General features: G+C 32.7%; 24 protein-coding genes. 9 read left to right on the forward strand and 15 right to left on the reverse strand.

All coding sequences use genetic code 11. The features are described 5' to 3' along the window. The first annotated feature begins 153 nt into the window (after positions 1-153). Together istA and istB are read left to right on the forward strand one after the other, a co-directional pair. Entirely contained in the window at positions 154-1,704 is a 1,551-nt protein-coding gene (gene istA, locus FHQ18_RS09065) for an IS21 family transposase (protein WP_149265514.1), read from the forward strand. After that, entirely contained in the window at positions 1,704-2,441 is a 738-nt protein-coding gene (gene istB / locus FHQ18_RS09070; protein WP_149265513.1) for an IS21-like element helper ATPase IstB, read from the forward strand. Before istA ends, istB begins: the two co-directional genes overlap by 1 nt. 58 nt (positions 2,442-2,499) lie before the next feature. Here the strand turns inward: istB and FHQ18_RS09075 are convergent, their stop codons facing one another. Then, positions 2,500-2,784 (reverse strand): antitoxin Xre-like helix-turn-helix domain-containing protein, encoded by a 285-nt coding sequence (locus tag FHQ18_RS09075; RefSeq protein WP_149266861.1) that lies wholly within the window; start codon positions 2,782-2,784, stop codon positions 2,500-2,502. 137 nt (positions 2,785-2,921) lie between these two features. Between FHQ18_RS09075 and FHQ18_RS09080 the strand changes: the two genes are divergently transcribed. Then, the gene (locus FHQ18_RS09080; RefSeq protein WP_149266862.1) at positions 2,922-3,242 is read left to right on the forward strand and encodes a hypothetical protein; all 321 of its coding nucleotides are present in this window, start codon (positions 2,922-2,924) and stop codon (positions 3,240-3,242) included. Between the two features lie 24 nt (positions 3,243-3,266). On the opposite strand, the gene FHQ18_RS09085 is transcribed toward FHQ18_RS09080, so the two are convergent. The 9 genes from FHQ18_RS09085 to FHQ18_RS09125 all read right to left on the reverse strand — a co-directional run bounded on the left by FHQ18_RS09085 (position 3,267) and on the right by FHQ18_RS09125 (position 15,069). Then, the gene (locus FHQ18_RS09085) at positions 3,267-6,671 is read right to left on the reverse strand and encodes a conjugal transfer protein TraG N-terminal domain-containing protein (protein WP_149266863.1); all 3,405 of its coding nucleotides are present in this window, start codon (positions 6,669-6,671) and stop codon (positions 3,267-3,269) included. Between the two features lie 10 nt (positions 6,672-6,681). Continuing rightward, positions 6,682-8,097, reverse strand: a complete 1,416-nt coding sequence (locus tag FHQ18_RS09090) for a conjugal transfer protein TraH (protein WP_149266864.1) — start codon at positions 8,095-8,097, stop codon at positions 6,682-6,684. Continuing rightward, positions 8,094-9,068: a conjugal transfer protein TraF gene (traF, locus tag FHQ18_RS09095; RefSeq protein ID WP_149266865.1), complete on the reverse strand. Its 975-nt coding sequence runs from the start codon at positions 9,066-9,068 to the stop codon at positions 8,094-8,096. Before traF ends, FHQ18_RS09090 begins: the two co-directional genes overlap by 4 nt. A 74-nt stretch (positions 9,069-9,142) precedes the next feature. Then, positions 9,143-9,706 (reverse strand): TrbC family F-type conjugative pilus assembly protein, encoded by a 564-nt coding sequence (locus FHQ18_RS09100; RefSeq protein ID WP_149266866.1) that lies wholly within the window; start codon positions 9,704-9,706, stop codon positions 9,143-9,145. A 9-nt stretch (positions 9,707-9,715) separates the two neighbouring features. Further along, complete coding sequence (traN, locus tag FHQ18_RS09105; protein WP_149266867.1) at positions 9,716-11,863, reverse strand: conjugal transfer protein TraN; 2,148 nt, start codon at positions 11,861-11,863, stop codon at positions 9,716-9,718. A 9-nt stretch (positions 11,864-11,872) separates the two neighbouring features. Next, complete coding sequence (locus FHQ18_RS09110) at positions 11,873-13,045, reverse strand: hypothetical protein (protein WP_149266868.1); 1,173 nt, start codon at positions 13,043-13,045, stop codon at positions 11,873-11,875. Further along, complete coding sequence (locus tag FHQ18_RS09115; protein WP_149266869.1) at positions 13,030-13,980, reverse strand: TraU family protein; 951 nt, start codon at positions 13,978-13,980, stop codon at positions 13,030-13,032. Before FHQ18_RS09115 ends, FHQ18_RS09110 begins: the two co-directional genes overlap by 16 nt. Beyond that, positions 13,977-14,615, reverse strand: a complete 639-nt coding sequence (locus FHQ18_RS09120) for a hypothetical protein (RefSeq protein ID WP_149266870.1) — start codon at positions 14,613-14,615, stop codon at positions 13,977-13,979. The genes FHQ18_RS09115 and FHQ18_RS09120 overlap by 4 nt, the downstream gene beginning before the upstream one ends. Then, entirely contained in the window at positions 14,602-15,069 is a 468-nt protein-coding gene (locus tag FHQ18_RS09125; RefSeq protein WP_149266871.1) for a TrbI F-type domain-containing protein, read from the reverse strand. The genes FHQ18_RS09120 and FHQ18_RS09125 overlap by 14 nt, the downstream gene beginning before the upstream one ends. Before the next feature lie 136 nt (positions 15,070-15,205). Here FHQ18_RS09125 and FHQ18_RS09130 point away from each other — a divergent pair, with 136 nt between their 5' ends. Next, a complete protein-coding gene (locus tag FHQ18_RS09130) occupies positions 15,206-15,781 on the forward strand; it encodes a MerR family transcriptional regulator (protein WP_149266872.1) in 576 nt (191 codons plus the stop codon). Positions 15,782-15,834: 53 nt separating this feature from the next. On the opposite strand, the gene FHQ18_RS09135 is transcribed toward FHQ18_RS09130, so the two are convergent. Further along, entirely contained in the window at positions 15,835-17,190 is a 1,356-nt protein-coding gene (locus tag FHQ18_RS09135) for a KAP family P-loop NTPase fold protein (protein ID WP_149266873.1), read from the reverse strand. A 1,012-nt stretch (positions 17,191-18,202) separates the two neighbouring features. Between FHQ18_RS09135 and FHQ18_RS09140 the strand changes: the two genes are divergently transcribed. Continuing rightward, positions 18,203-19,075, forward strand: a complete 873-nt coding sequence (locus tag FHQ18_RS09140; RefSeq protein WP_149266874.1) for a BRO-N domain-containing protein — start codon at positions 18,203-18,205, stop codon at positions 19,073-19,075. A 173-nt stretch (positions 19,076-19,248) separates the two neighbouring features. Here the strand turns inward: FHQ18_RS09140 and FHQ18_RS09145 are convergent, their stop codons facing one another. Then, positions 19,249-19,965 carry a hypothetical protein gene (locus FHQ18_RS09145; protein ID WP_149266875.1) on the reverse strand — a complete coding sequence of 239 codons (717 nt, stop codon included), beginning with the start codon at positions 19,963-19,965 and terminating at the stop codon, positions 19,249-19,251. Further along, positions 19,955-20,629 (reverse strand): type II toxin-antitoxin system antitoxin SocA domain-containing protein, encoded by a 675-nt coding sequence (locus FHQ18_RS09150; RefSeq protein WP_149266876.1) that lies wholly within the window; start codon positions 20,627-20,629, stop codon positions 19,955-19,957. Before FHQ18_RS09150 ends, FHQ18_RS09145 begins: the two co-directional genes overlap by 11 nt. Positions 20,630-21,163: 534 nt before the next feature. Between FHQ18_RS09150 and FHQ18_RS09155 the strand changes: the two genes are divergently transcribed. The 4 genes from FHQ18_RS09155 (at position 21,164) to FHQ18_RS09170 (ending at position 24,073) form a co-directional block, all read left to right on the forward strand. Further along, a complete protein-coding gene (locus tag FHQ18_RS09155) occupies positions 21,164-22,072 on the forward strand; it encodes a hypothetical protein (RefSeq protein WP_149266877.1) in 909 nt (302 codons plus the stop codon). Positions 22,073-22,187: 115 nt separating this feature from the next. Then, positions 22,188-22,949, forward strand: coding sequence for an iron-sulfur cluster loop (locus FHQ18_RS09160; RefSeq protein ID WP_149266878.1), 762 nt, complete (start codon positions 22,188-22,190; stop codon positions 22,947-22,949). A 198-nt stretch (positions 22,950-23,147) separates the two neighbouring features. Further along, positions 23,148-23,585 (forward strand): metal-dependent hydrolase, encoded by a 438-nt coding sequence (locus tag FHQ18_RS09165; protein WP_149266879.1) that lies wholly within the window; start codon positions 23,148-23,150, stop codon positions 23,583-23,585. Positions 23,586-23,587: 2 nt separating this feature from the next. After that, positions 23,588-24,073 (forward strand): lytic transglycosylase domain-containing protein, encoded by a 486-nt coding sequence (locus FHQ18_RS09170; protein ID WP_246798736.1) that lies wholly within the window; start codon positions 23,588-23,590, stop codon positions 24,071-24,073. 436 nt (positions 24,074-24,509) lie between these two features. On the opposite strand, the gene FHQ18_RS09175 is transcribed toward FHQ18_RS09170, so the two are convergent. Together FHQ18_RS09175 and FHQ18_RS09180 are read right to left on the reverse strand one after the other, a co-directional pair. Further along, a complete protein-coding gene (locus tag FHQ18_RS09175; protein ID WP_149266881.1) occupies positions 24,510-24,797 on the reverse strand; it encodes a type II toxin-antitoxin system RelE family toxin in 288 nt (95 codons plus the stop codon). After that, positions 24,794-25,021 (reverse strand): CopG family transcriptional regulator, encoded by a 228-nt coding sequence (locus FHQ18_RS09180; protein ID WP_149266882.1) that lies wholly within the window; start codon positions 25,019-25,021, stop codon positions 24,794-24,796. The genes FHQ18_RS09175 and FHQ18_RS09180 overlap by 4 nt, the downstream gene beginning before the upstream one ends. Between the last annotated feature and the right edge of the window lie 47 nt (positions 25,022-25,068).

The raw sequence follows: 25,068 nt of genomic DNA on the forward strand, positions 1-25,068 counted from the left end.
TGCCTGTATCGCTGACATTCGGACAGTGATATCGTTTTTATTCGGACACCGTATCGGAAACATTCGGACACCATAGCGCTACTATTCGGACACCTTGAGTTAAGCGAAACTAACCTCTAAACTCCCCATAAAGTAAACAAAGGGGGAGTAAAAATGAAGAGGTTAGCTATGGCTATGGTAAAAGATGTTTTACGTTTAAGATTTCAAAATAAGTTATCGTATCGGGCAATTAGCCGTTCTTTAGGAGTTCCCAAATCAACGGTATTAGATTACTGTACACGTTTTCAAATAACGGGATTATCGATAGAAGAAGGGCTAAAGCTTTTGGATAATGAGCTTGAAGATAAGCTATTCCCAGAGCGTAAAGCAAAGTCAAGAAACAACCGTCCATTACCTGATTTTGCATACATAGCTGAAGAGATACGCAAAAAAGGTGTCACATGGTTACTATTATGGCAGGAATACAAAGAAAGACATCCGGAAGGTTACAACTATACTCAGTTTAAGAAATATTGCCAAGATTATATTCAAAGACTATCCCCTACAATGCGTCAGATATATTATGCTGGGGAGACGATGTTTGTTGATTATTCAGGATTAACGATGAATATGGTTGATGTAAGTACAGGAGAGGAGAAAGCAGTTCAAATATTTGTAGCAGTACTTGGAGCCTCGGGTGCGGTATTTGTTCATGCGACTCCTAATCAAAAGCAGTCTTCGTTTATATTGTCTCATACGTTGGCTTTTGAATATTTTGGAGGAGTTCCGAGACAAATAATTCCTGATAATTTAAAATCAGCAGTAATAAAGAATACTCGAGAAACCCTTGAATTGAATTCCAGCTATTTAGATATGGCAAGATATTACAATACAGTAATAATTCCAGCTAGACCTAACCATCCAAAGGATAAAGCGAAAGTGGAGCAGGCAGTTCAGGGGATACAGCGCTGGATATTAGCCAAATTGAGGAATAGGGTGTTTTACGGAGTAGAAGAGATAAATGCTGTTATAAAGCCTCTTATGGAGCAATACAATGAAAAAAAGATAAGGGGTATAGGTAAGAGTAGGTTTGAGCTGTTAGAGGAGTTAGAGCGTCAAGAATTGCTACCATTACCTAAGAAGCGTTACCAATATAGAGAGCACTTATTACGAACGGTTCATTTAGATTATCATGTGGAAGTTGCAGGTAATTATTATTCTGTTCCTTATCAATATATAAAATCAAAGGTTGATGTATGGTATTCCAACACTACCGTAGAAATATTTTTCAAAGGTAAATTAATAGCAGTTCATCCCAGGTTATTTATTAAAGGTCAAGCTTCTACTTTGGATGAACATATGCCACCTAACCACGTATTGAGTAAAGAAAGATGGAGTCCAAAAAGAATATTTTTTTGGGCATCTAAAATAGGCTTAAATACGACTAAGTTGATGAAAATGATAATGGAATCAAGGAATCACCCTGTAAATGCTTATAGAACCTGTATTGCGATATTAAAATTATCCGATGAATACTCTGCAAAGGAATTGGAATTAAGCTGTCAAAAAGCGATTTCAATAGGAGCGTTTACAGTAAAAAGCGTAAAAACTATCTTGAAGACCAAATCTTATCAGCAAAGACCGAAAAAAGATATCACCCCTTTAAATAAGCATGAGAATATAAGGGGTAAACAATACTACAAGGAAGAGAAGGAGGAAAAGTAATGGAACTTGATAATCTTTTATCACAATTAAGTTTAAAAGGGTTTAGTGCTGCACTTACCAAACAACAAGAAAACCCAGTTTACAACGAAATGCCCTTTGAAGAAAGATTAATTCAGTTACTTCAAGCCGAACTATCGGAAAGGCTGAATCGAAAGATTAAAAGAAACTTGGCTGCCGCAAAACTGAAAGAGAAGATGGCAAGGGTGGAAGATATCGATTACGGTATTCAACGGGGATTGAATAAAAGTATAATGACTTCTCTGATAGGAGGTGATTATTTGAGAAGAAAACAGAACATAATTATTACTGGGCCTACTGGTACGGGGAAGAGCTATATAGCTCAAGCACTGGCAAACAGAGCAATTCTTGATGGTTATACTGCGAGATATTACAGGGTTCCCAGATTAATGGAAGAATTAAAACTGGCAAGGTTAGAAGGTGATTATATAAAAATGCTTTCCCGTCTTGCAAGGTTTAATCTTCTCATTTTAGATGATTTTGGTATCAGTGCGTTTGAGGCTGATGAAGCTAATGATTTATTAGAAGTAATAGAGGATAGAGTTGGCGTGAATTCAACAATAGTTACTTCTCAATTACCAATTGATAACTGGTATGATTGTCTAAAGAATGCCACTGTGGCAGATGCAATACTTGACAGATTGGTACATAGCAGTCATAAGATAAAACTTAGCGGAGAAAGTGTTAGAAAACTGAAATCAGAGGAGAATATAGTTTAGTGATACTAAAAAATACCGTGAGGTTAGTTTTGCATAGAAGGGGTCTTAAAATTAGTGTCTAAAGTGTCCGAATGATAGCGATACGGGTGTCCGAATAAAGCGATACGGGCATTCCAAGAATATAAGAAATCCTTTCAATGGTGTCCTTACTTAAGTTTCCTTGAAGATTTTTTTTCCATTCATAAAATGTTGATTTTGACGTTAGCCCGAGTAAAACCATCTGGTCTTTATACGATTTAATTCCCCATTTCTCGCAAATATTAAAAAAAGCCTTTAATGCAAAATGATTTAACTTTTTGGTATCAATATCTTCAGGTAAAAGAGTTTTATCATTAACCAACATAGTAACCTCCTACTTAATTAATGTAGTCCATATAGATAAATTTCAATAAATATTCCAAATATAGAAAAACTATTGAACTTTATATTCAAAACCCTATATTGTGTAATAGGGGTGGGAATAAGAGGGTGAGGTGAACTATGATGAATAAAAAGACTTTTCAAGAGTTAAAAAAGCAGAATGAGCTGTTAAAAAAAGAAATTCAAATATTAAAAAATCAACCCGAAGAATTTGCAGAAGAAATTATAGATAGAGGTGTTAATTTATATTTTTCCTACAATGTATTGATTCCTTTAGCTGTAGTGTTATTGATGATTCTTGCACCCATTATATTTCCAGTAATGTGGGTGAGTTTTTATTTTTTTGCTGGAATAGGCGCTTTAATTGTTTTGGTGTTTATAATTTTTTATATTTGTAAGCCTCTGTTTTTATTATTCAAATTATTGAGAGATAAAATATAAAAGCCCCTATCAAAAGGGGCTTTTTCATTGTATCCATTTAGGTTTAAAGTCTGGTTTAATTGAAGGATTATGATAACCGGTATCAAGTTGATTTGATCTATTAATAAGTCCGATAACTTTGATATTTCCTTTTTCATCTTTGGCAAATACCATATTATTGACTAAAGATTGAGTTACATAACCTTTTTTACCAAAATAGTTTGAATATACTTTGAAACCGTCATCAGTCTTTTCTACAAAAAAACTATTAGGGTCAAAGGTATCAGTTTTTGTAATTATATTTTTAGGATTTATAGCCTTTCCTGAACTATCAAAGTAAGAGGAATTTCCTGTTTTAATAGATTTTGCAGGCATAATATCATCTATTTTATCGCTCAAACCAGGGATTTTTTCATAAATATTCCGTAATTTGTCTATTTCTTTATCTGAAAGCAACTTATCAGTTTTCAAACCCATAGTTGCTAATTCTCCTCTTACTCCAAAGGCTGCCAAAGCGTAAGCACGAGACAAACCAAAATCATGCATGTTACTATTTAATTGTTTCTCGGTTAGATAACCTTCTCTCAATCCACTATATAATTCTTTAGCATAATGTTTGATTGCGGTCATTCTTGGATCACTGCCTCTTAATGCAGCTTCACTTATGCCAAGCTCTTTAGCCATATCCCTTAACAACATATAATAACCTTCATTATAACTAGCCTCAAAATATTTTTTATTAGCGAAAATTTGTCCAAGTTTTTCTGGTGTAATTCCTCTCTCATTAGCCAATGCAGCAAACGCTTTCATGCCTTGATATGTTTCGCCATATTTCATTCTTAAAGATTCAAGCGCTTTTTCAGGGTCTTTTTCAAATGTTTTCCAGAATTCTCCAGCCTCAGCCCTGTTCATAAGTGTAGTCATCTGCGCATATTCTTGAGCTGTTGCTTTAGCTTCGGCAGCAGTTAATTTCCCGTCACCATTCAAGTCAAACCCTTTAATCCTGCCGCTCATCATAGCTTCTCTAATAAGAGATTCAGATATAACTGCCTTTTGATAAGCACTACGACTACCCCAGAATTGCTCTCTCCCTTTAATTTCACCATTAAGCAATGTATTCTGCCAGTGTTTAATTTCCTCCCATCTTTGAGGATTAAAATCTTCTACTAAAGCTTTCCTTTCCGCAGCACTCATTTTGCCTGATTCAATCCATTGTTTAGATGACATAGAAATAAACTTACCCAATTGCTCTTCTGTCATCCTCTGTTCATATGTACCTTTATTTGCATCAATAACAGCATGTTGTTTAATATAGCCAGCACCATCAGTTGCTTTGGATGTAGCGTCATAAGACAATATCGGCGCAAAAGCTCCAGCTTTCTTTAATGTTTCAACTCTATTTAACATTTCTTGGTCGTTAAGTTTTGAGCTTGCTCTCATCATTTCCGCAGCCATTTCAAATCTCTGAGCATTTCTATAATCTCCCTGTTGTCTCAAAATATCCGCATATTTTTCATAAGTATTCGCAGTCCAGTTAAGGGCTTCTCTTACCTGTTTAGGGGAATCAAGAGTCGAAATAGCGTCTTTAACAGTATTCATCCCTTGAGCAGTTCCAAGCTTGTCCCAACTGATATGTTGTTTTGAATAATCAAATTGCTTTAATTGTGCCAATTCTCCATAGGCTTTAGCATCGATTGTTCCTTCCATACCGAATTTATCAACAACCCGTTGTGTTTCAACAGAGTTTATATACGAGCGTGTTAAACTGCCTTTTGAAATAGTATCTGCGACACCAAAAACACCTTTACCTGTTGTTATTCCTAAATTATCATAACTCATCATTTGAGCGGATTTTAGTCCTATATCCTGAAAAGCTTCATATCTAGCTGTATTAAATAGTCTCGTTTGTTTATCTACTTGAGGATCACCAAGCATATCAGCCGTAACATTTTCCCTGAGCCATTTTCTTGTCATTTCAGGGGAGTAAACTGCCCCAGCAGTAGCCATAGCCGTTCTTGCCATGCCGTCTGCAATTCTGCCTGCAACCCAGTTACCGCCATAAACAACGATAGTAGCAATCGCAGGTATGCTCATCATCATAAACCCCGTTACTCCAATCATACTACCTGCATATTGGGAATATAATGTTGCAGTCATAGGAGAATAACCAGCGCCAACAAGATTTGAAATCATTGCGCTCTTTTTTAATGCCATTATTACAAGTATTGAATTCATTACAGAAGCAATAGGATGCCACAATTGTATCCAGAATAATGATAAAATATAGCCTTTTATAAACATCCATCCTCGAGGAAAGATAAACATTATCACAATTATTGGAAAAACAGCTATCATAATAGCTTCCATTACATTCCTATATGCAGGGATATATTCAGAAGCATAATAAACAAGAGATTTACCTTGTTCATTTGCTTGTAAGAATGACATTATCCCTGTAAATTTATATGGGTCAACTCCAGCATCAACATTACCATTAACAATATTTTGAAAAGTTGCTTTGATTAAGGCATTTTGTAATAGAGCTTGCTTCATTGTATAGCTATCATTGGTTAAAGTTGTTAAGACGTTATCGAGACTTGTTACTTTACTCGCTAATCTTGGTTCAGAAAAATATTTATTATAATAATTATCCATAAAGTCATAAATATCTGGAGCTAAAATATTTTCACATGCTTCTTGACAAGTAGTGTCTACACCACCAATAGTTGTAGGCAATGTCCATCTTGTTCCAAGTCCGTTAGGAAATCTATCACAATTTAAGTTACCATCAGAATCAACAAAGTATTTATTCTTAAAAAAAGTTTCTAATTGTGAGTTTGTCGATGCCAGCATTTCATATGATAAACAGTTTTCATAATAGTCCTGAAATTCAGAGTTGACTTTATATGACAATGAAAATGATTGTATTTCATTTAAAGATTGAAAAGCCCCTCCCAGACCTATTTTAGAATACTGTAAAGCTTCAACGACATCATTAGGTTCGCTAAACAATATAGTAGTCGTTGGTATGGCAAAAGCCTGCTCATATATTTTTGTAAAATAATAACCTATACCTGATACTGTAGTTGCTCCGTAAGCAAAACCAATAGGAACATTATCAACCACATCATATTCGTCGAAGGTTTCATCATATATAGTTACACTTGTTTTACTCCAGAAAAATAGTCCCAGTATAAGCAAGGTTACAGCAGGATATTTTATTACATCATATCGTTTAGCGTATATGCTATAAACAGTTGCAAGCACCATACCAACAAGCATAACAAATTGTAATAATCTGCCATATTGAGAACTGTTAGTAATCATTGCGATTGCATTAAGAGTTGAACTGATAACAGGCAAATTACCAAAACATCTATAAACAAAATCATCAGCAAATGCTAAAGAAGGCAATAAAATTAAAGCAAAATTAAAAACCAACTTACGCATTTATAGCCCCCTAAAAGCTGAACTTACTTAGAGATTTATTAAACTTGCCAGTGACAAAGTCACCTACCTGTAATGATTTTTGTTTTCTTAGTTTTTCAAACATTTCCATATTATTTATGAAGTTGATTAATTCTTTTCTTGTCTTTTCAAAATACTTGTGAATATCACCTCTAAGAGTTGTTAATTGAGAAACTAATTGATTGTATTGTTTCGTAGCTTCGCTTGGAGCATTATGTTTAGAGAGTATAACCGAAACGTTCATATTTACTGCTCTGTCAGCATATATTGAAAGAGCTTCTATAACCCACCACGCATAATATTCAGATATGACATCAATTTGTAAAAGTGTTAAACCTGGGTCTTTTAAATAATTGGTTGCAAGATACATAAACAGGTCAGCGGAGTTTGGTATTGCTTTTAAGGCCACTACATCGTAATCACTGCTTGTAATTGTCTGTCCATTGGCTATTTTTTGAACGACATTTTTAATGGAATCGTAAAATTTATTTTTTATTCCGGAATAACTGCTATCATTAACAACGCTTATGTTATTACAACTGCTATTAACAAAGCCGGCAACTGCACAAACATTACCGCAGGAATATCTCTGTATTTCACCTCCATAAATATATTTTTTAAAATCCTCTATATTCTTAACAAGTGGCGGTTTAACGGATACGGTTATATCTGCCTTTTCAGGCTCATTTATGTTACAGCTTCCATCACCGGGAAACCACTCCATTGTGCCAAATAAACTCATGGCAAGGTAGGCATAATCAGCTGACATTCCAGCGTCTACAACTGCGTCATAAACAATATTACCTCTTGTTCTTTTTGAGTAGTCATCAGGGTTATCCCAGAAATCAGATATTGTCTCAACAAAAGTTCCTTTTGCGCCGCTTGCTATCTCACGAGCTGATTTATCCTGTTTATAACCCTCTTTAATCGTTGTAGCGATTGATTGTCCCAATTTTTTACCCAATGCGCACATATTACCGCTTAACTGTTGAATCATGCGAACATATTTTTGTATTTGTTCAAATACATGCGATACGGTGGGTAAAGAATATGCCAAACCGATGAGCAATCCCCACATGAGCGAAGCGCCGCCCTGCTGTAAAAGCTGTTCAATCATATCAAGATTAAGGATTGATATAAAACCTGCATTAAAATCGAGTCCAGAACAGGATACACGTAAATCAGGCGGTCTAAAACTTGCCAGAGGAGGCATTGAAGTATCTATTCTTATGCTTGCTGATCCGCCAAAATATCCTATTCGGTTTCCAACTTTAAAAGTTCTCGGTTCGCTTATATTTGATAGAATGTTATTGTTATTAATAAAATCATCAATAGCGTCACCAATACCGGCGTAAAGAGTGTTCGTAAAAACCAACAAAGCAAGAAAAAAAGCTGTAATATGTTTCATCTATAACCTCCTGTAAAACTAATGTTTGCCAAATTGTTATTAGATATATTCTCAGGGTTTACCCCTGCTTTAGACAAGAGGTTGTAAAAGATTTCAGTATATTCACCCTTCCATTGCTGGAAAAATTCTTCTTTTGTGATAATACCCTGCTGTAACAAGAAAGATTTTAAATTAAGCTCAATTGCCGATAAGGGAGTATAGCCTTTAGCGATAACTTGAAGAACATTCTTTTCTGGATAATAAGCCGCAAAAGTTGGAACAGAAGTTATCTGAAATTTATAAAACAACCCTGGCGCAACCCTTGTAGGGAAAGAGAGCGAATCATCTTTATCTTCTTCAGTAAAAACAATACCCCTAACCTCTATATCGTATTTTCTTGCAAACATATCTATGATTGGCTTTTCAGCCTCGCAGAATTGACAACCTGCCTTATAAAAAAACAGCAAACCCACTTTATCTTTAGCTTTTGCAAAGGCGTCTTTATAAATCTTGTTTTTCATCCTTGAGGCAATAGGAACGGCTAAAGGTTGCTCTGCATAGCCTTCAATAGGATAAATTGTATCACCATAGTTGAGATAAGTATTTCTTAGAGTTCTTGATATTTTATGAAGATGATTAAAATATTTTGCCTGCCAGCCTAAAAACTTTTTTGCGTTTTCTTCGTTAGGATTTTTTAAAAAATTGGCAATAACAGGCACTCTTTTAGCTTCGTCAGTTAAAGGAAATTCAAAATCTTCAGGGCTTGTGTTTACCTGTTTTTCTTTCTTTTTTGTATGAGGGGGAGTGATTACTGTAACAGTAGTCTCATGTGATTTATTATCGTTTTTAATTACTTTTTTTTCTTTCTTTACTTCTTGTTTTACAGGGTCTTTATACCAGAACCAACCTTTCTTTGGATCATCTTCACTAAAAGAGGTAGCAAAAACATTTATCGAAAATAGCAACAATAGGACGATGAAAAACTTACGCATAATACACCTCTATTGTTTTTTCTAAAGATAAATATAGAAAAGAACTGAAATCAAAAGTGTGGTATTTTAAGACATTAAAAATTTCTTAATTCTTTCAACACCTTACCTATTAGCTTATCTTTCGAAGCCTCATAAATCTTTTCAACAAGATAATCCAGTCTGCTATCGCCATAGACTATATAATCATAATCACATTCTACAGGCTGTTCCGTGCAATGTGCATAGACAAGAGCAGGCACTTGTGTAACATTCAAATCCCTAAAAAAGAAAGGATCAAGCCTCACTTCAATATTATCTATTTTACCTTTCTTCACCTGCTTCTCTATAAATTTTCTTAAGTCTTTAGACGTATTGCCTATAAAACCTTTAAGACAACCTGTAAACTCAATTGATTTAATTTTTTTTGCCTGTTTAAAAACACTCTCAACGGTGGTTTTGGGCACGCTATCAGAATACAAATATACCAGTTGAGGCTTTTTATATCTTCCATATTTTCTATACATTTCTCTAAAACGTTTCGTTTGTTCAATAATATCTTTCATATCATACTTAATCATTGGTTGAGGAAATTTATATGTGTCAGCATAAACCACGTTAAAAACAAATAACACTAAAAAAATAAAAACAACTCTTTTCATATATCCTCCTTAATTGCTTGATGATTGAGGATGTGTTCCTCTTTGATCCATTTCATTCATAAAATCAGTGTAATAAGTTCTTATTCTATTCTTTAAAGCATCGTTAATCTTATTTGTTCTTGACTTGATTTTAGACTCAATATCCTGTTGTATTTCAGAAAAATCCATTCTGTCCCAATCAAGATTATTTAAATCATCAATAGTTAGTCCATTACAACCTTCATCCCAACTTTTCCCTAACTGTATATATGCTTGCTCAACGATGACTCTTGCTAATTTAGAATCGTAACAACAATATTTTCTAGTGTGTTCGATACAAATACTACCAAATCCCAAGTCAATCTCATTTGTGCATTCTGTTCCTAAATAATGACAAAGCCCTTTTTTATTCATTTCATAGGCTTTCTGTTGTTCAGGTTTTTTTTGAAAACATAGAAATCCACCTTCACCTTTGCAGTTATTACAGTAAACTCCACCATATCCATTAACAAAATAGCCATAAGAACAATATTGATACTCACCGCTCCAAATAGAATTAATATCATCAAGCATACCTAGAATTCCCATTGCCGGTCCGAAATCAGTAAAATTATCATTTTTCATTTCAATGTTAGGTATTGGAAATGACTGATCATTACAAACAACTTCTTCATTATATTCAGCGCAAACATTTTTTGTAACAGTTTCAGTGCAATTGTAGTAAACTTCTTTTTGTCTGCAAACCGCTTTAGTTGAATCCCTTGCGTCTTGATGATAGTCTAAACACAACTCATCATTTGTAGCTGAGCAATTGAAAGGAACTGAAGCAGTGTTGTAATCTGTATAGCAGTAATACTGTTCGTATGTTTCTACATAAGTGACATCCACATCAACATATTGGTCATAAGCGTCATTGCCTGCTCCAAAACAGCCCGATTTATTAGAAAGTCCACCAACTCTGGTTTCATTAGCAACGTTTACAACCGGTTTTGGAAAAACGCCTTTTACCGCATTAAATAAATTGTTATCAAATTGGCTTACGCAAGCACTCCAACTGCTTGTGTTTGGCCCTGTTTCTCTACATATACCTCGATAATTAATAAAGCAGTTTTTAGAACTACCGTCAGCATCCCAACCGTTTATAAACCTAATTCTTTCAGTGATATTTTTTTGTTTATCTCCAATATAAATACACAAGGAATTGTTATTTAAATCAGAGCATCCTGTTGAACCTTTAACACATTCTTTTACAGCATAATTCCTGTTAAGCACAAAACTTTTCTCACTTACCTCATTAATTGTCTCTTGCACCCATCTTACACATTCTTTTTTATTCTGGCATAGTGTTTCACTTCCATCTGGACAAACCATTTTATATTCTTTATTTTCACAATTCCTAACATCTGCGCTATCACACTCATATTTTTCTATTTGAACATCATAGAGCCTTCTATCGTCTGTAAGACTAGCAATTTGATTAGGATCAGTTGTGCAAACTCTACCGTTTACAGGGTCAATAATCCAAACGCAATCAGTATTCAATATTGTAGGCTCATCCCCATATACCGTAGTTCCTAAATCATCAACCCTTCTGCAACGAGGATTGTTTTCTAGTTGTTCACATTCATTCACGTAACACTCTGGAGGTCTTTCTCCATTAGCAAGCCTTTCTGCACAACTTGGAGCTTGTCTTGGGCTATAATACTTTTGACAAGTTACCCCGCCACCGGTTAAAGTCATTGCGCTACCCCCAGAGAAAAAACCATATTCATATTCTTCCATTGTAATTGTTCCTGTTTGTCCAAATTGACTACAATCTTCCTCTGTTATATTGCCAGTGTATCTTAAATCATACCCTTCAGGACAATTGTCATAATAATAACCGGGATAACAACCAGAACCTCTTTTGCATGTTCCTGCTACGCTAATTGAGTCATTACAAGTAACCACTATTTCGCAATGCTCTTGATTAATCATAGACATTATATTGCTTAAATCGCAACCAGCCGAATACCTTGTAACTGTTCTTTTCGATTCCTTGCAAATAGTCTGGTATTCTAAACATTCATCACCGACATAATGAGTACAAATAGTTTCTTCGTCTAAACAATGCCAATCGGTTGTTGCATAGGATGTTATAGTATTTAAAATTAGAAAAAATAAAGCTAACTTTTTCATAAATCACCTCTAATTTACAGGGACTGATGTTATATTATAATTACAGTCAACGTAGGTATGCTTAATTTGTTCTTCACATGTTCCGCTTCTCGTGTATTCCCAGCAAACATTTTGATATTCAATACAATTGCCAGCGCTGTCTTTTGTAACACACGTGTTTCTGCTATCAATACATTGATAAGGATTAAGAACACAATTTACTAAAGGATCAAAAGAAGATGGTTGTTCTATATAATAGAATTTTGCTTCTTGAACCGTAGTTGAAATCATTTGCTGTTGAGTAGAACAAGGTTCTTGAACTAGAACATCATAAGGAGACCATGGAGGATTAGTATTACCATTGGCTACATAAGCTCTAAACCCTGTAGTTGTTGATTCCAAACAAATATAATTTGCTACTCTACCATATTGCCAATACTTACTGGAACAACCTTTATTGTTCTCAAAAAGTCTAACACTTGCTAAATGCATAAACCCTGAATAAGTTAGAGTATGAGTAGATGGTTCATATTTAAGACAAGGAAAAAGATCAACACACACGGTTGTAGTCTGAGTAACTTTTTTAGTATCCAACCAATCTGAATAGTGAATTCCATTATAATTAACAAGCACTCGGAATTGATAACCTCTAGCTTGAATTTTAAAAGCATCTGTCTCTAAGCTATAAGTGTAAATTGTAGTTGATGGAAAATAACCATAACAACTATTATTACATTCCGTTGAAGTTGAATACGTTTTATCAGTAACATCACAATAATAAACCGTAACAGTTTCCGTCGTTGTTTTTGCCTCGTAGTCAGTATGATCTAATATTTTATCTTGCGTTACGTCCACGTCACGATATTCATATTCGGTCCTATTATCACAAACAGCAGTTTTAGTTTCTTCATAAACATTAACAGTGCAAGAGTCTGTTAATGTTGTTCCGTAGTCTAAAAATTTATCAGCATCCGCTTGACTTTTAGGACAATCAGAATTTACGCAATTCTCATCATAATTAGGGGTTCTGTTTTTTAAACTATTAACAAAGTTTTCATTTGCGTAGTTACTGTTTGCGTTGTAAAACTCTTGTATTGTGTCAGCTTTTGCTTTTGTGTTTAAAAAAATTATATCTAACAATAACAAGAAAGATATAATAATGATTTTAATAATTTTTTTCTTATTCTTTATAGCAGACAACATATCCTCTTCCTCCATAAAACAAATACATAATCTTCAAAACCGGGCGCTTTAGCAAAGGTTGAAGTATAAGCTGGAATAGTTCCTAAAGAATAACCAAAACGCATTACAGGACACGCAGGTTGTAGCCAGTATTGAGATTTTATAATACGGGGGAAGGGGACAGGTTGACATAAACTATCAGGTATTTCTTCACTACCTACTGCCTCACCGGGACTTGTCGCCCAGAATAAAAAACTAGAATGAGCTTTATCAATTAATCTTGTAGCAATTAAATTTGCGCCAGTAATATCATTGCCACCTTGTTCTTGCGCATTGCCGGTATCGGGGAATATGCCTCCCCAACAACCTGCGCACCAATACAAGGCGTTTAAAGGCTTTTGAAATGTGGAAGCAACGCAATCAGCAAGACAAATAGATTGAGCAATGGGATTTGCATACAATAACTTTTCAGGTTGCAAATAGTGATTTAATTCATCATATGTCCATGTCGGATCAACTTCCGATAAATATCCAAAATCAATAGAAGTTGGGTCAACCTGCATACAAAGAACATCTGACAGAATATTTAATACCCAGAATACAGGATACCAGAGATAATAGGTATTAACAGTTGTTCCGCTAACACCTAACTGATTGCCAACCTTATATAGTCCAGAAAAAACACCTAAATTAAGGTTTAATGATGGAAAGAAGAAGGGTTTTTGTGTTGTTTCTATAAGTCCGATAGGTTCAGCATATCTAATTTTAAAACCTATACGGGGTATCGGATCACCGCAGGCACAAATACCTAAAAATCTGAATTCTCTGACAAACATACTCCAGTCGACATTTGTTATCGGATTAAATATTGGAACACAACCAGCAGAATAGCTCTTATTAGAAATTGAAAAGAATAGGTTAGATACAATAATGGTTAAAACGATAATCTTTTTCATTTATCACCCCCAGCAGGGATTTCTTCAACGATAAGTTTTTTCCCTTTTTGGTAAACAAGTGATGGGAGTTTTTTTACAAACATTTTATCAAGCATTAGCTTTGTAGCTTTGCCGGCAGGGATAGGACGTTTTTGGAATTTCTTAATTGTTTCGTAAAAATAAGTTAAAGAGCCTTTTACAACTATTGGTTGTATATTTTTATATCTGTCTGCATATTCGAGATAACTGGCTATATGTGATCTTTTTTCAGCATTTAAGAAGAAATAAACATGTTTAAAAGTTACATAATCAAATACGTTATAGCTATATCCTTTGGGATATAAAATATTGCCATTCTGGTCTTTTATATCGTGATCCAATATATAAACAGGTTCATATTCTTTAATTTTATGCTCTTTAGCATCAGGCAAATCAAAATCTACATACAATTGTTTATCAACAAAGTTATAAAGTTTATTTTTATCAATTTTTGGTATTTTATCAGCATTCTTTTTTACCTGATTTATAATCCATTCGTAAAAATCATTTTCAACAATAGGGTAGGTGTTTCCAACTGTTCCAAGGTTAACTACCGCAAAAGCATTTATGCTAAACAGCAAAATAATAGCTAAAATCGTTATTTTACTTTTTATCACCGTTTACCTCTATTTTAGGAAGTTTTTGAAGGTTATCTAAATCCAGTTTGTAACCTTTTTTGTTCATTCTTTTGATTACAACATCGGTCAAATCGTAAATATCGCTGCTAACAACAGCTCCTTTTTCGAGAACAATTACATTTAAAGATTTTGACATGGAATCGATTGTGCTTTTTAGGTCTTCAATAAACTTTTCAAACTCAGCAAACAATTGTTTGCTATCGGTTATGCTTTTAGCTTTTTTAGCCAGTTCAATTCTTTCTATTTCAATTATTTTGCTAGTATCTACGGATACAAAATTTCTCTTAATGATGGCTTTTGAAAAGATTTGGGCAGTTACTATTTGAACAATAACGGTAACTAGGAGTACAATTATTACAACAGCAAAATAGTTTATTTTGTTCTTTTTCTGTATTTTAGGGTTACTGATAGCATTTTCTTTTTCTTTACTCATAAATTTAACCTCCTTCAATCTTCTCTGATTACAAGTTAGTAAATTTCTGAAATCAAATTTGTGGTATTTTGAAAAACCACAAAAAAAAAAATTCTTGGCGATATATTTTTCAGATAAAACAAAGAAGAGGTAACAAATGGATGTTAATAACTGTTTTGAAACTATATCAAATCTATTTGCAGAATTCGAAAAAGTGAAAACTGAAATGAAAAACCTTATAGAAAATCAAAAAAAATATTACAAAAAAGGACAGATTTATCTTGAGCTAAAATATTGCGGGAAAAAAGACTGCTTTTTTTGTCCACATGGATTCGTATGGGTTGTGTCGTTTAATCTTGGAAAAGAAAATTCATTGAAAAGAAAGGAGTTAGGTAAAACAATAACTCACCAGATTTTAAAAGAGTATAATAAAGATTTTTTATATTCACGATTAAAAAAGCTGGAATTAAACGTAAAAATTCTTGAGTCAAAAAGAAATCTGATAGCAGGAACAATAAACAAATTAAATAGAATATTATCTAACTACTCAAAATCATTGAATAAATATGATGATCTTTATTCGAAAGAATGGCTTTCGATTAATGAAGCCGTTTTATTAACAGGCAAATCGCATACTTTATTATATAAATACATTAAACAAAAAAAATTAGAAGTAAAAACTGAAAATAATTTAATAAAAATAAAAAGAAGTGATCTGATTAAACCAAAATAATTTTATCCCTTTACTATCCCTATAACGATCAACTTGAGCAACTTGTTGGCTTTTTAAACCCATTTGTTTAATTGTTCAATATTTTTGTAAATTTGAGCAAATCTATCAGAACAACTATGTCCCCAACCACTAAACCATTGTACTAACGTGGATGAACTATTAAATTCCTCATCATTTTCTAAGAGACCAACTTTTTTCATAACTGATTGAATGTCTTCGCCTTCTTTTAGTTTTAATCCACCTCCAGTTAAACACAGCATAAACCACCAATCGTAACTATTAATATTTAAATCATCTTTAAAAAAAATAAATGCTTTCATATAATCAAACTGCTGCGTACCTAATAAATGAAAAACATCTTGCCGTCCTACTTTAAGAACTGACATCATGATTGAAGCTACTCCTAAACACCAATATATACTACCTCTTTTTTCTTCTGTAGTCTCAAGTAGATGTCCTAAGATTCTGAATACCTCTTGTATTTGTCTTGGAGTCAATTTTAACGAACTAATTAGCTCAACAATATTGTCAACACAATGACTATCCAATTTCATTAAGCAATATCGCTCTCCTTCACGTTCGAGGTAATAATCAACATATTTTCTCGCTATCTTCCTATAAGCATTTTCACTAATATCTGGAAGAGTAACTTCTCTATGAACAAATTTTCGATAGTATTCATTAAAGTCAAGATCAGAACCAAAGGCAGCTTTTGCAGAATTTTCTAATTGTTGACGATCTACTGCCAATAAAAAAACAGCACCTTTTATATCGAATATGTGTTTTATAGTTTCTAAATACGAAATGGCATAATCTGGCCTGCAACGATCTAGTTCGTCAACTAGAAATAATACCTTTGGTGAAGAACTTTCTACAAATTCACGAATAGCTTGTTTGAGAGATTCCATAGCCTTTTTACGGGCTTCATAAATAGAAAAAGCGTCAGAATGTAACGGCAATTTACCATTTCTTTCCAACTTCTTTGTTGCAGCAATTTCTCCTGCTTCAAATGCATCAATTCCAGTAAATTTTTTTACTATTTGCCCTCCCATAGCGAGAGTAAACCAACCAAAGTCTTTAGCAGCATTGATTAAATTCTCTGCGGACTCACCATGCTTTTTTATGCACTCAATAAGTGCAGAAATAATGGCGAAAAGAGGATCACCATAATAATCACTTTCCCAAGCGTTCAATAAAATTACTAGTGGTTTATCCGCTTTATTCTGGTCTTCCTGAAAGGAAGACATCCACATCTTCAAAAAAGTTGTTTTTCCTGAGCCGAATTTGGAATTCAGTCCTATAACAAGGCTACCTTCAACATAGTCACTTTCAATTTTTATAAATTGCTCTAAGCGTTTTGCAAAATCTTCTAGCCCTAGTAAATCATCCTTAAAAGTGGAGATTTCCATACAGTTCCTTTTTCAAGCCAACTTATCCATATATTGCAGCACTGCCTTTTAAAGGCTATCCTAAAGCAATCGCTTTTGTCAATAAAAATCAAAATTAAAACTTTTTAGAACTTACGTATATTACGATATTTTACACTAAATTCTTATATTACAACTATATAAATTTGAAGTTTATTATCATAATTCAAAAAATTCAGAAAAAATTTTTCCAAAAAATAGATAAGCAAACTCCTACACTATAACGATTGCATTATAGAGATTATAATATAACGATCACAATATAACCGTAACAATGTATCCGTTATAATATATTGGTCACAATGTAATGGTTACAATGTAACGTGAACAATATAACGGTATACTCAGATATAAAGAATTTCAACTCATCATTGCATATAAAGGAAAAGGAAGAGAAATATGCAATGTGAATAGTAAATTTTTGCTAAAGGAAAATAGAATATGCAATCATGCTTATAAACTTTTTCAAAACTGTTTCACAAATCTTATCCAACTTTTTCAAATATGCTAATCCCTTACAATGTATGTCTCACAATATATCGGTTACAATGTATAGGGTATAATGTATCGGTCATAATATATTGGTTACAATATACCGGTTACATTATAACGGGAACATTATTCTGGTTACAATATAACGGTTTTAAATATAATAAGAATATTTAGATATAACCTATTGATAGATAATGATATAATCTTATCAAAGCAATTGTTTTCTATTTGACTGCTTACATTATGACGGGAACAATGTAACGGGCATAATATAACCGCCATAATGTATTGGGAACAATATAGCGGTTACATTGTAACCGGAACAATATATTGGAAACAATGTATCCGTTACAATGTATCGGTTATAATATGTTAGTTAATGTTAGATTAGTCTAATAGCTCATTGTTGTTTTTTCACAAAATACCACAAAAGCACAATCAAAATTTGCCTATGTTGATATAGCAAGCAGGAGTCTGCCAAAAAATATCGGAGGTGTAAACTATGAACGAAGCAGTAAAAAATGAAGTAATACCATTTGGTTACGGAGACCAACTGGTGAGAACAGTAAATGTTGACGGTGAGGTATGGTTCGTAGCCAAAGATGTAGCCTTAGCTTTGGGATATTCAAATTACAGAGATGCCATTTCAAAGCATGTAGATGAAGAAGATAGAGATGCCGTCGCAATTCGCGACGCCATCGGTAGAGAGCAACAAACAACAATAATTAATGAATCAGGCTTATATTCCCTGATATTTGGTAGTCAGAAAGCAGAAGCCAAACAATTCAAAAAATGGGTAACCTCAGAAGTTTTGCCGGCATTAAGAAAAAGAGGCTACTATTCAATCAGAGAAAAAGACGTGAAATATATCGAACGACTTGAACAGCGAGTAAGAACACTTGAAGAAATGATCACTGCATATTTGCGATATGAGTCGGAACCTATACTCGCAGGTGACTATATTTTTACAACAGAGGACTTAATAGCTCTTGTAGTTGAAAAAGTAACTCTTTTTAACAGTATGACTAAGATGTCTACAGAATATCTTGTGAACCTTGTATGCAGGAAGTTAAAGATCAAGAAGCTTGAGGACATTCGGCCATATCACTACGATTTGCTGAATCAAATACTTGACGAAATGGAAAGATATTGCATTGAGAGAGAAGAAAACACGGAAAAAATACTGAAAGTTGCAACAGAGTTCAAAACAATCAGAGAAATTGCCGAAGAATCCGGTTTATCATCGTATGTAGTAGGCATAATATGCAGATTTTTAGCAAGAAAGGGATATATGGAAGAAGAGAGAGTATCTCATCCTGAGAAGAAAAGAAAAACGCTACTCAAATATAAAACTATCAAAATGTTAAATGAATAGAGGGCGGAATAGCCCTCTTTTAAACTTTATATTGGTTTTTGAATTTGATTGATTAGTATTGTGCAAAAATAGTGAGTAAATAAAATATGACTCCTAAATTTGATCAAACAGATAGAATTAAAAAGCGGTTTATAAAAAAAGATAATAAAAAATCATAAATTAGATTTAAAACTTTAAAATCTTACATCTTCATATTTATAGAATTCATTATTTGAAATTAAATTATTTTCTTTAAGTATTAAATAATAAATAGATTCTTCTTTATTGTGGAAATACCCAAAAAAAGAATAAAGTATTTGTTCAATTAATATTTCTTTAATATCATTATGTAGCATAAATCCAGAATATTCTAAATAAGTATGGTAAACACTATAAACTTTATCTAATCTTATTATAGAGTCAGTTAAATTTCCTTTTCCATCCGTTTTGACAAAAAACAAATTATTATATTTAAGCATCCTAACTTTATCGATAAAATCTTGGTCAAATTTGCTTTTTAACTTGCCCATATCGTTATAAATTGAATATAAAGGAAAAACTAAACAAATATGCTGATCAATTTTAAATGAATCGTAATATTTAAAAAATAAGCATGGTCGTTTTTTAGCTTTTATTACAGGAAATTCTTCTGTACTTTCCAATTTTGGCTTTTTAAGAGGTGCTTTTCTTTTATAAGCGTCTTCACCAACTGAAGATATTTTAAAACACCTAGCGATAGTTTTGTCTTCATCCAAGAAATCAACTGGTCTCCAAATTTCTTTATGTTCATAAAAATAAGGTATAATTGCCCAAAAAATATAGCCAAATTCATATTTGTGTTCTTTTTGATAAACTAAAAAGGATGATAAATTATAAAAAATATCATCCACGTAAACAACATCAGAGCTCATCTTCCTGTTCCATAATTTTTACATTTTTATAATATAAATCATCATATACAGGTGCTATTTTTGAATTTTGCAAGAAAATTTTCAACAAAGTGTCTTTTTTGTTTTTCCTGATTTTATCAAACTTTTCTCTTAGTAATTTTATTTTGTCGGGATTGCTTTTTGTATACTGAGGTTTTCTGTAAACAGTTTTTTTTCTATCTATTTTACCAAAATCTAATTTATCTTTAAAATTTACGTTTTCCATTGGTTCTGTTTCATAATAAACAAAGTCTAATAATTTGTTCAAATCGTAACTAGAGAATTGATCTAAAATTCTTTTTAATATAATTTGGGATTTTATATCAATATTGTTTTTATCAAAAAATTTTTCAATATTGGCATCATAATCATCCAAACTATTGATAAAGTAAACGTCATTAGTTTCTTTAATAATTACACCACTTTCAGTTAATAAATTTTCGAATTCATAAGCATATGGTCCAAATTTGTAATAAATCCAATTGAAGTCTGTAAGTTTTTTCCCTGTAAGTCTATAATATTCAACGTCTAATAAATATAATAATTTGATTAATTTAGTTTTTGTCAAAGGAGTATTTTTCTGTTTTGTTATATAATTTGTAATTACACGAATTAATTCTTTAACATTGATAGATGCGTTCATCATAATTTATTTATAAAAGTTTTAAATTAAATAAAGAATGTCTTTTTTTTTGTCAAGTTTATTGTTTTAATACTATATTTTATGTTTTTGTTATTTACATCATGCAGATTTTTAGCAAGAAAAGGATATTGGAAGAAGAAAGGTTGCCGAATCCAGAAAAAAAGGTCGGTAATTCTCAGGTATAAAACTATTAAAACAGATGAATAAGAGGGTGATATAACGCCTTCTTTAAAAAATTATTAAAGTTGTAAGTAAAAGTAGTTTAATTTTTAAAATAAAAAAACACCATTTGTTTTAGCGTAAGATAAAGCGATTTTAGTTTTGTGAATATGGTATTTCGGAGACAACTTTAAGTAGAAGTATTGTACAATTTTTTAATAAAAGGTGAAATTGACTTGAAAACATTGTTATAAAAATGTATACTCTTTTAAAGAAATATATACTATATTGTCGTATATTATCAGAAAATTGAGGTTTATGTGATTTGTTTTTATATAAACTAGTTATACGCAATCATATACCGGGAGGCATAAAATCATGATGCATCCAATATATTTACCATTTACTGAACAACAATTGTTATCGCACTTTGCTGATGTTAGGCGCAAAGGTAAATGTATTAAAAATGTTAAACATGTCGAATACTACAAACAGAGTATTGAAAGATACGATAAGTATCTCAAGAACAACACTGACAGGAAAGGAAAACCTTTAAGTGAGATGAGAAAACCTTGTCAAATAGAAAAAGATGAAAGATTTTGGATTGCCGCCTGCATGATGACTATTTTTTACAGCAAAAACAGAAAACAAGAGCTTATCCAACTTTTTGAAATGGCTTATGGTAGATTTCCACCAATTGAAGGATTAGAGTCTTGGGAAGATTGTTTTGATGGGAAATTACACTTATTTTTCGAAGTGAGTTTGCCATCTCCAAAATCATATAAAAAATGGCTACAAAAAAATCTCACTAAAAGACAATTTATTCCTTATGTCTTGGATAATGCTCATAGCAATGCTAATCTTGAAGGTGCTACAAATGTTGATGCAATTCTTTTGAATTCTCAAAATGGTTTTTCAGTTATCATTGAAGCAAAAGTGTTATCTGATATATCTTATGAAGTTACGTACAATACTATGCGAGACCAAATTGCAAGAAATATTGATGTCATGTTGGAAGAGAATTGTGAACTTTGTTTTCCCTTAAATAAGAGGGATCCTGAAAAATCATTATTTTTATTGGTTACTCCTAAGATTTTTAAGGACAACCCATCAAGCCGTTTATATGGTTATAAATTCCATGAATATAAAAACAATCCAAATGCTCTTTCAAGGGATCTTCCACATATTGAAGACTGTAATTGGCAGAATATATCTGACCGATTGGGATGGTTAACTTGGGAAGAGTTTAAAAATGTAAATAAAGATTGTTGTAAGTGGTTAGATTAAATGATTTTGTGTGCGGTAGTATCTAAAAAGTATGTGTATTCAATATTTTTCTACAATTCTAATTAATAAAACTTCAGATACGCTCGTAACGTTAGCAGAAATTCAGGGGGTGCCTGTGAATGATAAACAAAAAGAAATAGTAAGAAACTTAATAAATAAAGGAGAAAAACTACTAAAACAACCATACGAGAAAATAAAATTTACTGGAAATTCAGAGGCAGATAACTTACTTAATGATCTTAAGAACTTTCCTCATGCCTTTGTATTAGCATGTATAATGGATAGGCAAGTTAAAGCAGAAAAAGCTTGGTTAATTCCATATGAGATCTCAAACGAAATTGGAGGTTTTGAGTTTTCAAGACTTTTAAGATTAAATCATGAAAGCATTAAAGAAATATTTAAGAGAAAAAGTCTTCATAGATTTAATGATGATATGGCTCGGAACTTCTATTTTGGAATTCAAAAAATACATGAAGATTACAATGATGATGCTTCAAATATTTGGAAAGATAGTCCAAAAAGTGCCACAGTTGTTAGAAGATTTTTAGAATTCAAAGGGATTGGTGTAAAAATTGCAACTATGGCAGCGAATATACTGGCAAGAGAATTTAAAATTCCTATGAGCGATTATATATGTATAGATATTTCGCCAGATACGCATGTAAAAAGAGTTTTTAAAAGATTGGGATTTATATCCAAAAATGCAAGCAATGATGAGTTAATTTATGCTGCAAGAGAACTTAATCCAGAGTATCCAGGAATTTTTGATTTGTCATGTTGGGAGATTGGAAGAAAATGGTGTAAACCCAAAAAAACACAGTGTAAAAATTGTTATTTGAATGATTATTGTCCAAAAAAATTTGAGGAGAGAACGTGAAAAAGTAAAAATAATCAAATTTGTTGCAAACTCTCAAATTCATTGGCACTTCGTACCTTTGCCCAAATCCTCATATATTGGCTCGAACTTCAGATATCCGCAAAACGTTATAGATAAAAAATTACCAATTTTTGTATATTTTTGACATTCAAGTCAAAAACCACAAAACTAGAATGTGTATGAACTATAATAAACATCATGAGACTCGCATCCCACAAAGCAATAGGAGTATCCACAGCATTAGTGTTAGGATATGACGTTTATGGTGTAATTGGCGTAACAGTAGGTTCCATATTGCCAGATGTTATAGATATGTTTATATCTGGCGGAGGAGATTTTTTCTTCCAGAAAGTTCATCGGAAACTATCACATTGGTGGGTATTGTATGCAGTTTTAATCTACGTTGCATATAAAGTTTATTTGTTTAGTGTTTATATAAATCAAGTAATATTTTACATATCTATAGGAGCTTTATTGCATATAATCTGCGACAGTTTAACAAAGTCAGGCGTGCCTTTGTTTAATCCTTTTAAACAGGATTTCCGCATAGGGTTGTTTAAAACAGGATCACCTGTGGAATATTTGTTGGTAACGGTGGTGACGACTTTGTTAATGTATATGAGGTATAAAAGTTGAGAGTGTTGGTTATTTTTTTAGCAATTATGGTAAGCGTAAAAGTGTATGCAAAGAGTGTAAGCGATGAGATAATAGACTGTGTAATGAAAGCCTCAAAGAGGTATAGCGTGCCGTCAGAGTTGATACTGGCAATAATAGACGTGGAGAGCGGATTTCATCCTTATGCGTTAAATGTTGCTGGGAAATCGATGTTTTTCGAGAGCGAAGAAGAGGCGATAAAAAAGGTTAAGGAGCTTGGCAGTAGTAAAAAGAGTTTTGACATAGGGCTTACGCAGATAAACCGGTGGTGGTTTGAAAAATATGGCTATTCTTATGAATTTGGGTTAAATGTATGCTTTAATATCAACTTTGGGACATACATACTAGCGTATGAGATAAACCGAAATGGGTATAACTGGGATGCGATAGGTAAGTATCATTCCAAGAAAGAGAGAAGAAAGCAAGAATATGCGTTAAAGGTTTGGGAGAGGATGAAGAGATTAAAGTAGTTTTCGAAATATATGCGAGAAGGAAAGCGCAAGGGAGGTGTAAATATGCGTATTTACATACCAACCAGCGGAGAAGTTTTTGAAGCGGTGAAGGGGTTAGGTGTTGTAAACATTTATTTTTAATTATTTCGGTGCCGTAATACCCCGCTTCTATAGTTATTATAGTATATATATAGCTTATATATAAAGAGAGAGGGGCGCTTTTTAAGAGCGCCCCCTCTCTCTAATCTTAAAAAGGGAAGTGAGAAAAAAATGGGAAGAGAGACCGACTGCAAACAAAAATCTTATTACCTGCTTTAAGACTGGAGTTAGGATTAAGAACTGGTAAGTAAAATCTCCTCCCTGAGCCCGTCAGAGGCTCTCAGAGCGTCGTTTTGGCATCGAGTAATGGTATCAGGTCGGATGCGAAACGTGGCTTACAGGGCGATTTTTGGTGTCAAAGGTAGATGTTTTTTCTATGGCTAATTCTTATTATCAAAATTACCAATTCGTTAGCATTCTTTTGATAAATTACACGATAGGTTCTAAGTCTTAACCTATAAAATCCTTCCCATTCGCCTTTTAATTTTTTTATTTTTCCAGTCTTAATAAGTTCTGCTTCGTATTCATTTGAGAAATTATTGGCAAATTCCTTAAGAGAGTTTAAAATAAATTTCTGGATATATACTGGCAGTTTTTTTAAGTCTTTTTTAGTTTGAGGCGCAAATTTGAGAGTATAACTCAAAGTCTAAGCTCTTTTTCTATTTCTTCTATAGAAAGACATTTAAGGTTTTTAGTTTTAATTTCATCGATTCTTTCTTTTGCAATTTTCAAGTCCATATAATCAAAAAACATTTCAAGAGCTGAAACGACAACATTAGATTTTTTTAAACCGCTTTCTTTCGCATAATTGTTCAATTCATCCATAATTTCTTGAGGAATTGAAAAAGTTGCTTTAACTGTATTCATACCACACTCCATACTTTTTTACATAATATAACCTCAAGAGAGGCTTA

This window comes from Deferribacter autotrophicus (assembly GCF_008362905.1).
In the GTDB taxonomy this organism is placed as follows: Bacteria; Chrysiogenota; Deferribacteres; order Deferribacterales; family Deferribacteraceae; genus Deferribacter; species Deferribacter autotrophicus.

Excerpts from the sequence above, each read along its gene's own strand:
- traN (WP_149266867.1), bottom strand. The coding sequence starts at position 11,863 with ATGAAAAAGTTAGCTTTATTTTTTCTAATTTTAAATACTATAACATCC.
- FHQ18_RS09115 (WP_149266869.1), bottom strand. The coding sequence starts at position 13,980 with ATGAAAAAGATTATCGTTTTAACCATTATTGTATCTAACCTATTCTTT.
- FHQ18_RS09085 (WP_149266863.1), bottom strand. The coding sequence starts at position 6,671 with ATGCGTAAGTTGGTTTTTAATTTTGCTTTAATTTTATTGCCTTCTTTA.
- FHQ18_RS09140 (WP_149266874.1), top strand. The coding sequence starts at position 18,203 with ATGAACGAAGCAGTAAAAAATGAAGTAATACCATTTGGTTACGGAGAC.
- traF (WP_149266865.1), bottom strand. The coding sequence starts at position 9,068 with ATGCGTAAGTTTTTCATCGTCCTATTGTTGCTATTTTCGATAAATGTT.
- FHQ18_RS09150 (WP_149266876.1), bottom strand. The coding sequence starts at position 20,629 with ATGATGAACGCATCTATCAATGTTAAAGAATTAATTCGTGTAATTACA.
- istB (WP_149265513.1), top strand. The coding sequence starts at position 1,704 with ATGGAACTTGATAATCTTTTATCACAATTAAGTTTAAAAGGGTTTAGT.
- FHQ18_RS09155 (WP_149266877.1), top strand. The coding sequence starts at position 21,164 with ATGATGCATCCAATATATTTACCATTTACTGAACAACAATTGTTATCG.
- FHQ18_RS09075 (WP_149266861.1), bottom strand. The coding sequence starts at position 2,784 with ATGTTGGTTAATGATAAAACTCTTTTACCTGAAGATATTGATACCAAA.
- FHQ18_RS09130 (WP_149266872.1), top strand. The coding sequence starts at position 15,206 with ATGGATGTTAATAACTGTTTTGAAACTATATCAAATCTATTTGCAGAA.
- FHQ18_RS09090 (WP_149266864.1), bottom strand. The coding sequence starts at position 8,097 with ATGAAACATATTACAGCTTTTTTTCTTGCTTTGTTGGTTTTTACGAAC.
- FHQ18_RS09165 (WP_149266879.1), top strand. The coding sequence starts at position 23,148 with ATGAGACTCGCATCCCACAAAGCAATAGGAGTATCCACAGCATTAGTG.
- FHQ18_RS09100 (WP_149266866.1), bottom strand. The coding sequence starts at position 9,706 with ATGAAAAGAGTTGTTTTTATTTTTTTAGTGTTATTTGTTTTTAACGTG.
- FHQ18_RS09145 (WP_149266875.1), bottom strand. The coding sequence starts at position 19,965 with ATGAGCTCTGATGTTGTTTACGTGGATGATATTTTTTATAATTTATCA.
- FHQ18_RS09135 (WP_149266873.1), bottom strand. The coding sequence starts at position 17,190 with ATGGAAATCTCCACTTTTAAGGATGATTTACTAGGGCTAGAAGATTTT.
- FHQ18_RS09125 (WP_149266871.1), bottom strand. The coding sequence starts at position 15,069 with ATGAGTAAAGAAAAAGAAAATGCTATCAGTAACCCTAAAATACAGAAA.
- FHQ18_RS09110 (WP_149266868.1), bottom strand. The coding sequence starts at position 13,045 with ATGTTGTCTGCTATAAAGAATAAGAAAAAAATTATTAAAATCATTATT.
- FHQ18_RS09180 (WP_149266882.1), bottom strand. The coding sequence starts at position 25,021 with ATGAATACAGTTAAAGCAACTTTTTCAATTCCTCAAGAAATTATGGAT.
- FHQ18_RS09080 (WP_149266862.1), top strand. The coding sequence starts at position 2,922 with ATGATGAATAAAAAGACTTTTCAAGAGTTAAAAAAGCAGAATGAGCTG.
- istA (WP_149265514.1), top strand. The coding sequence starts at position 154 with ATGAAGAGGTTAGCTATGGCTATGGTAAAAGATGTTTTACGTTTAAGA.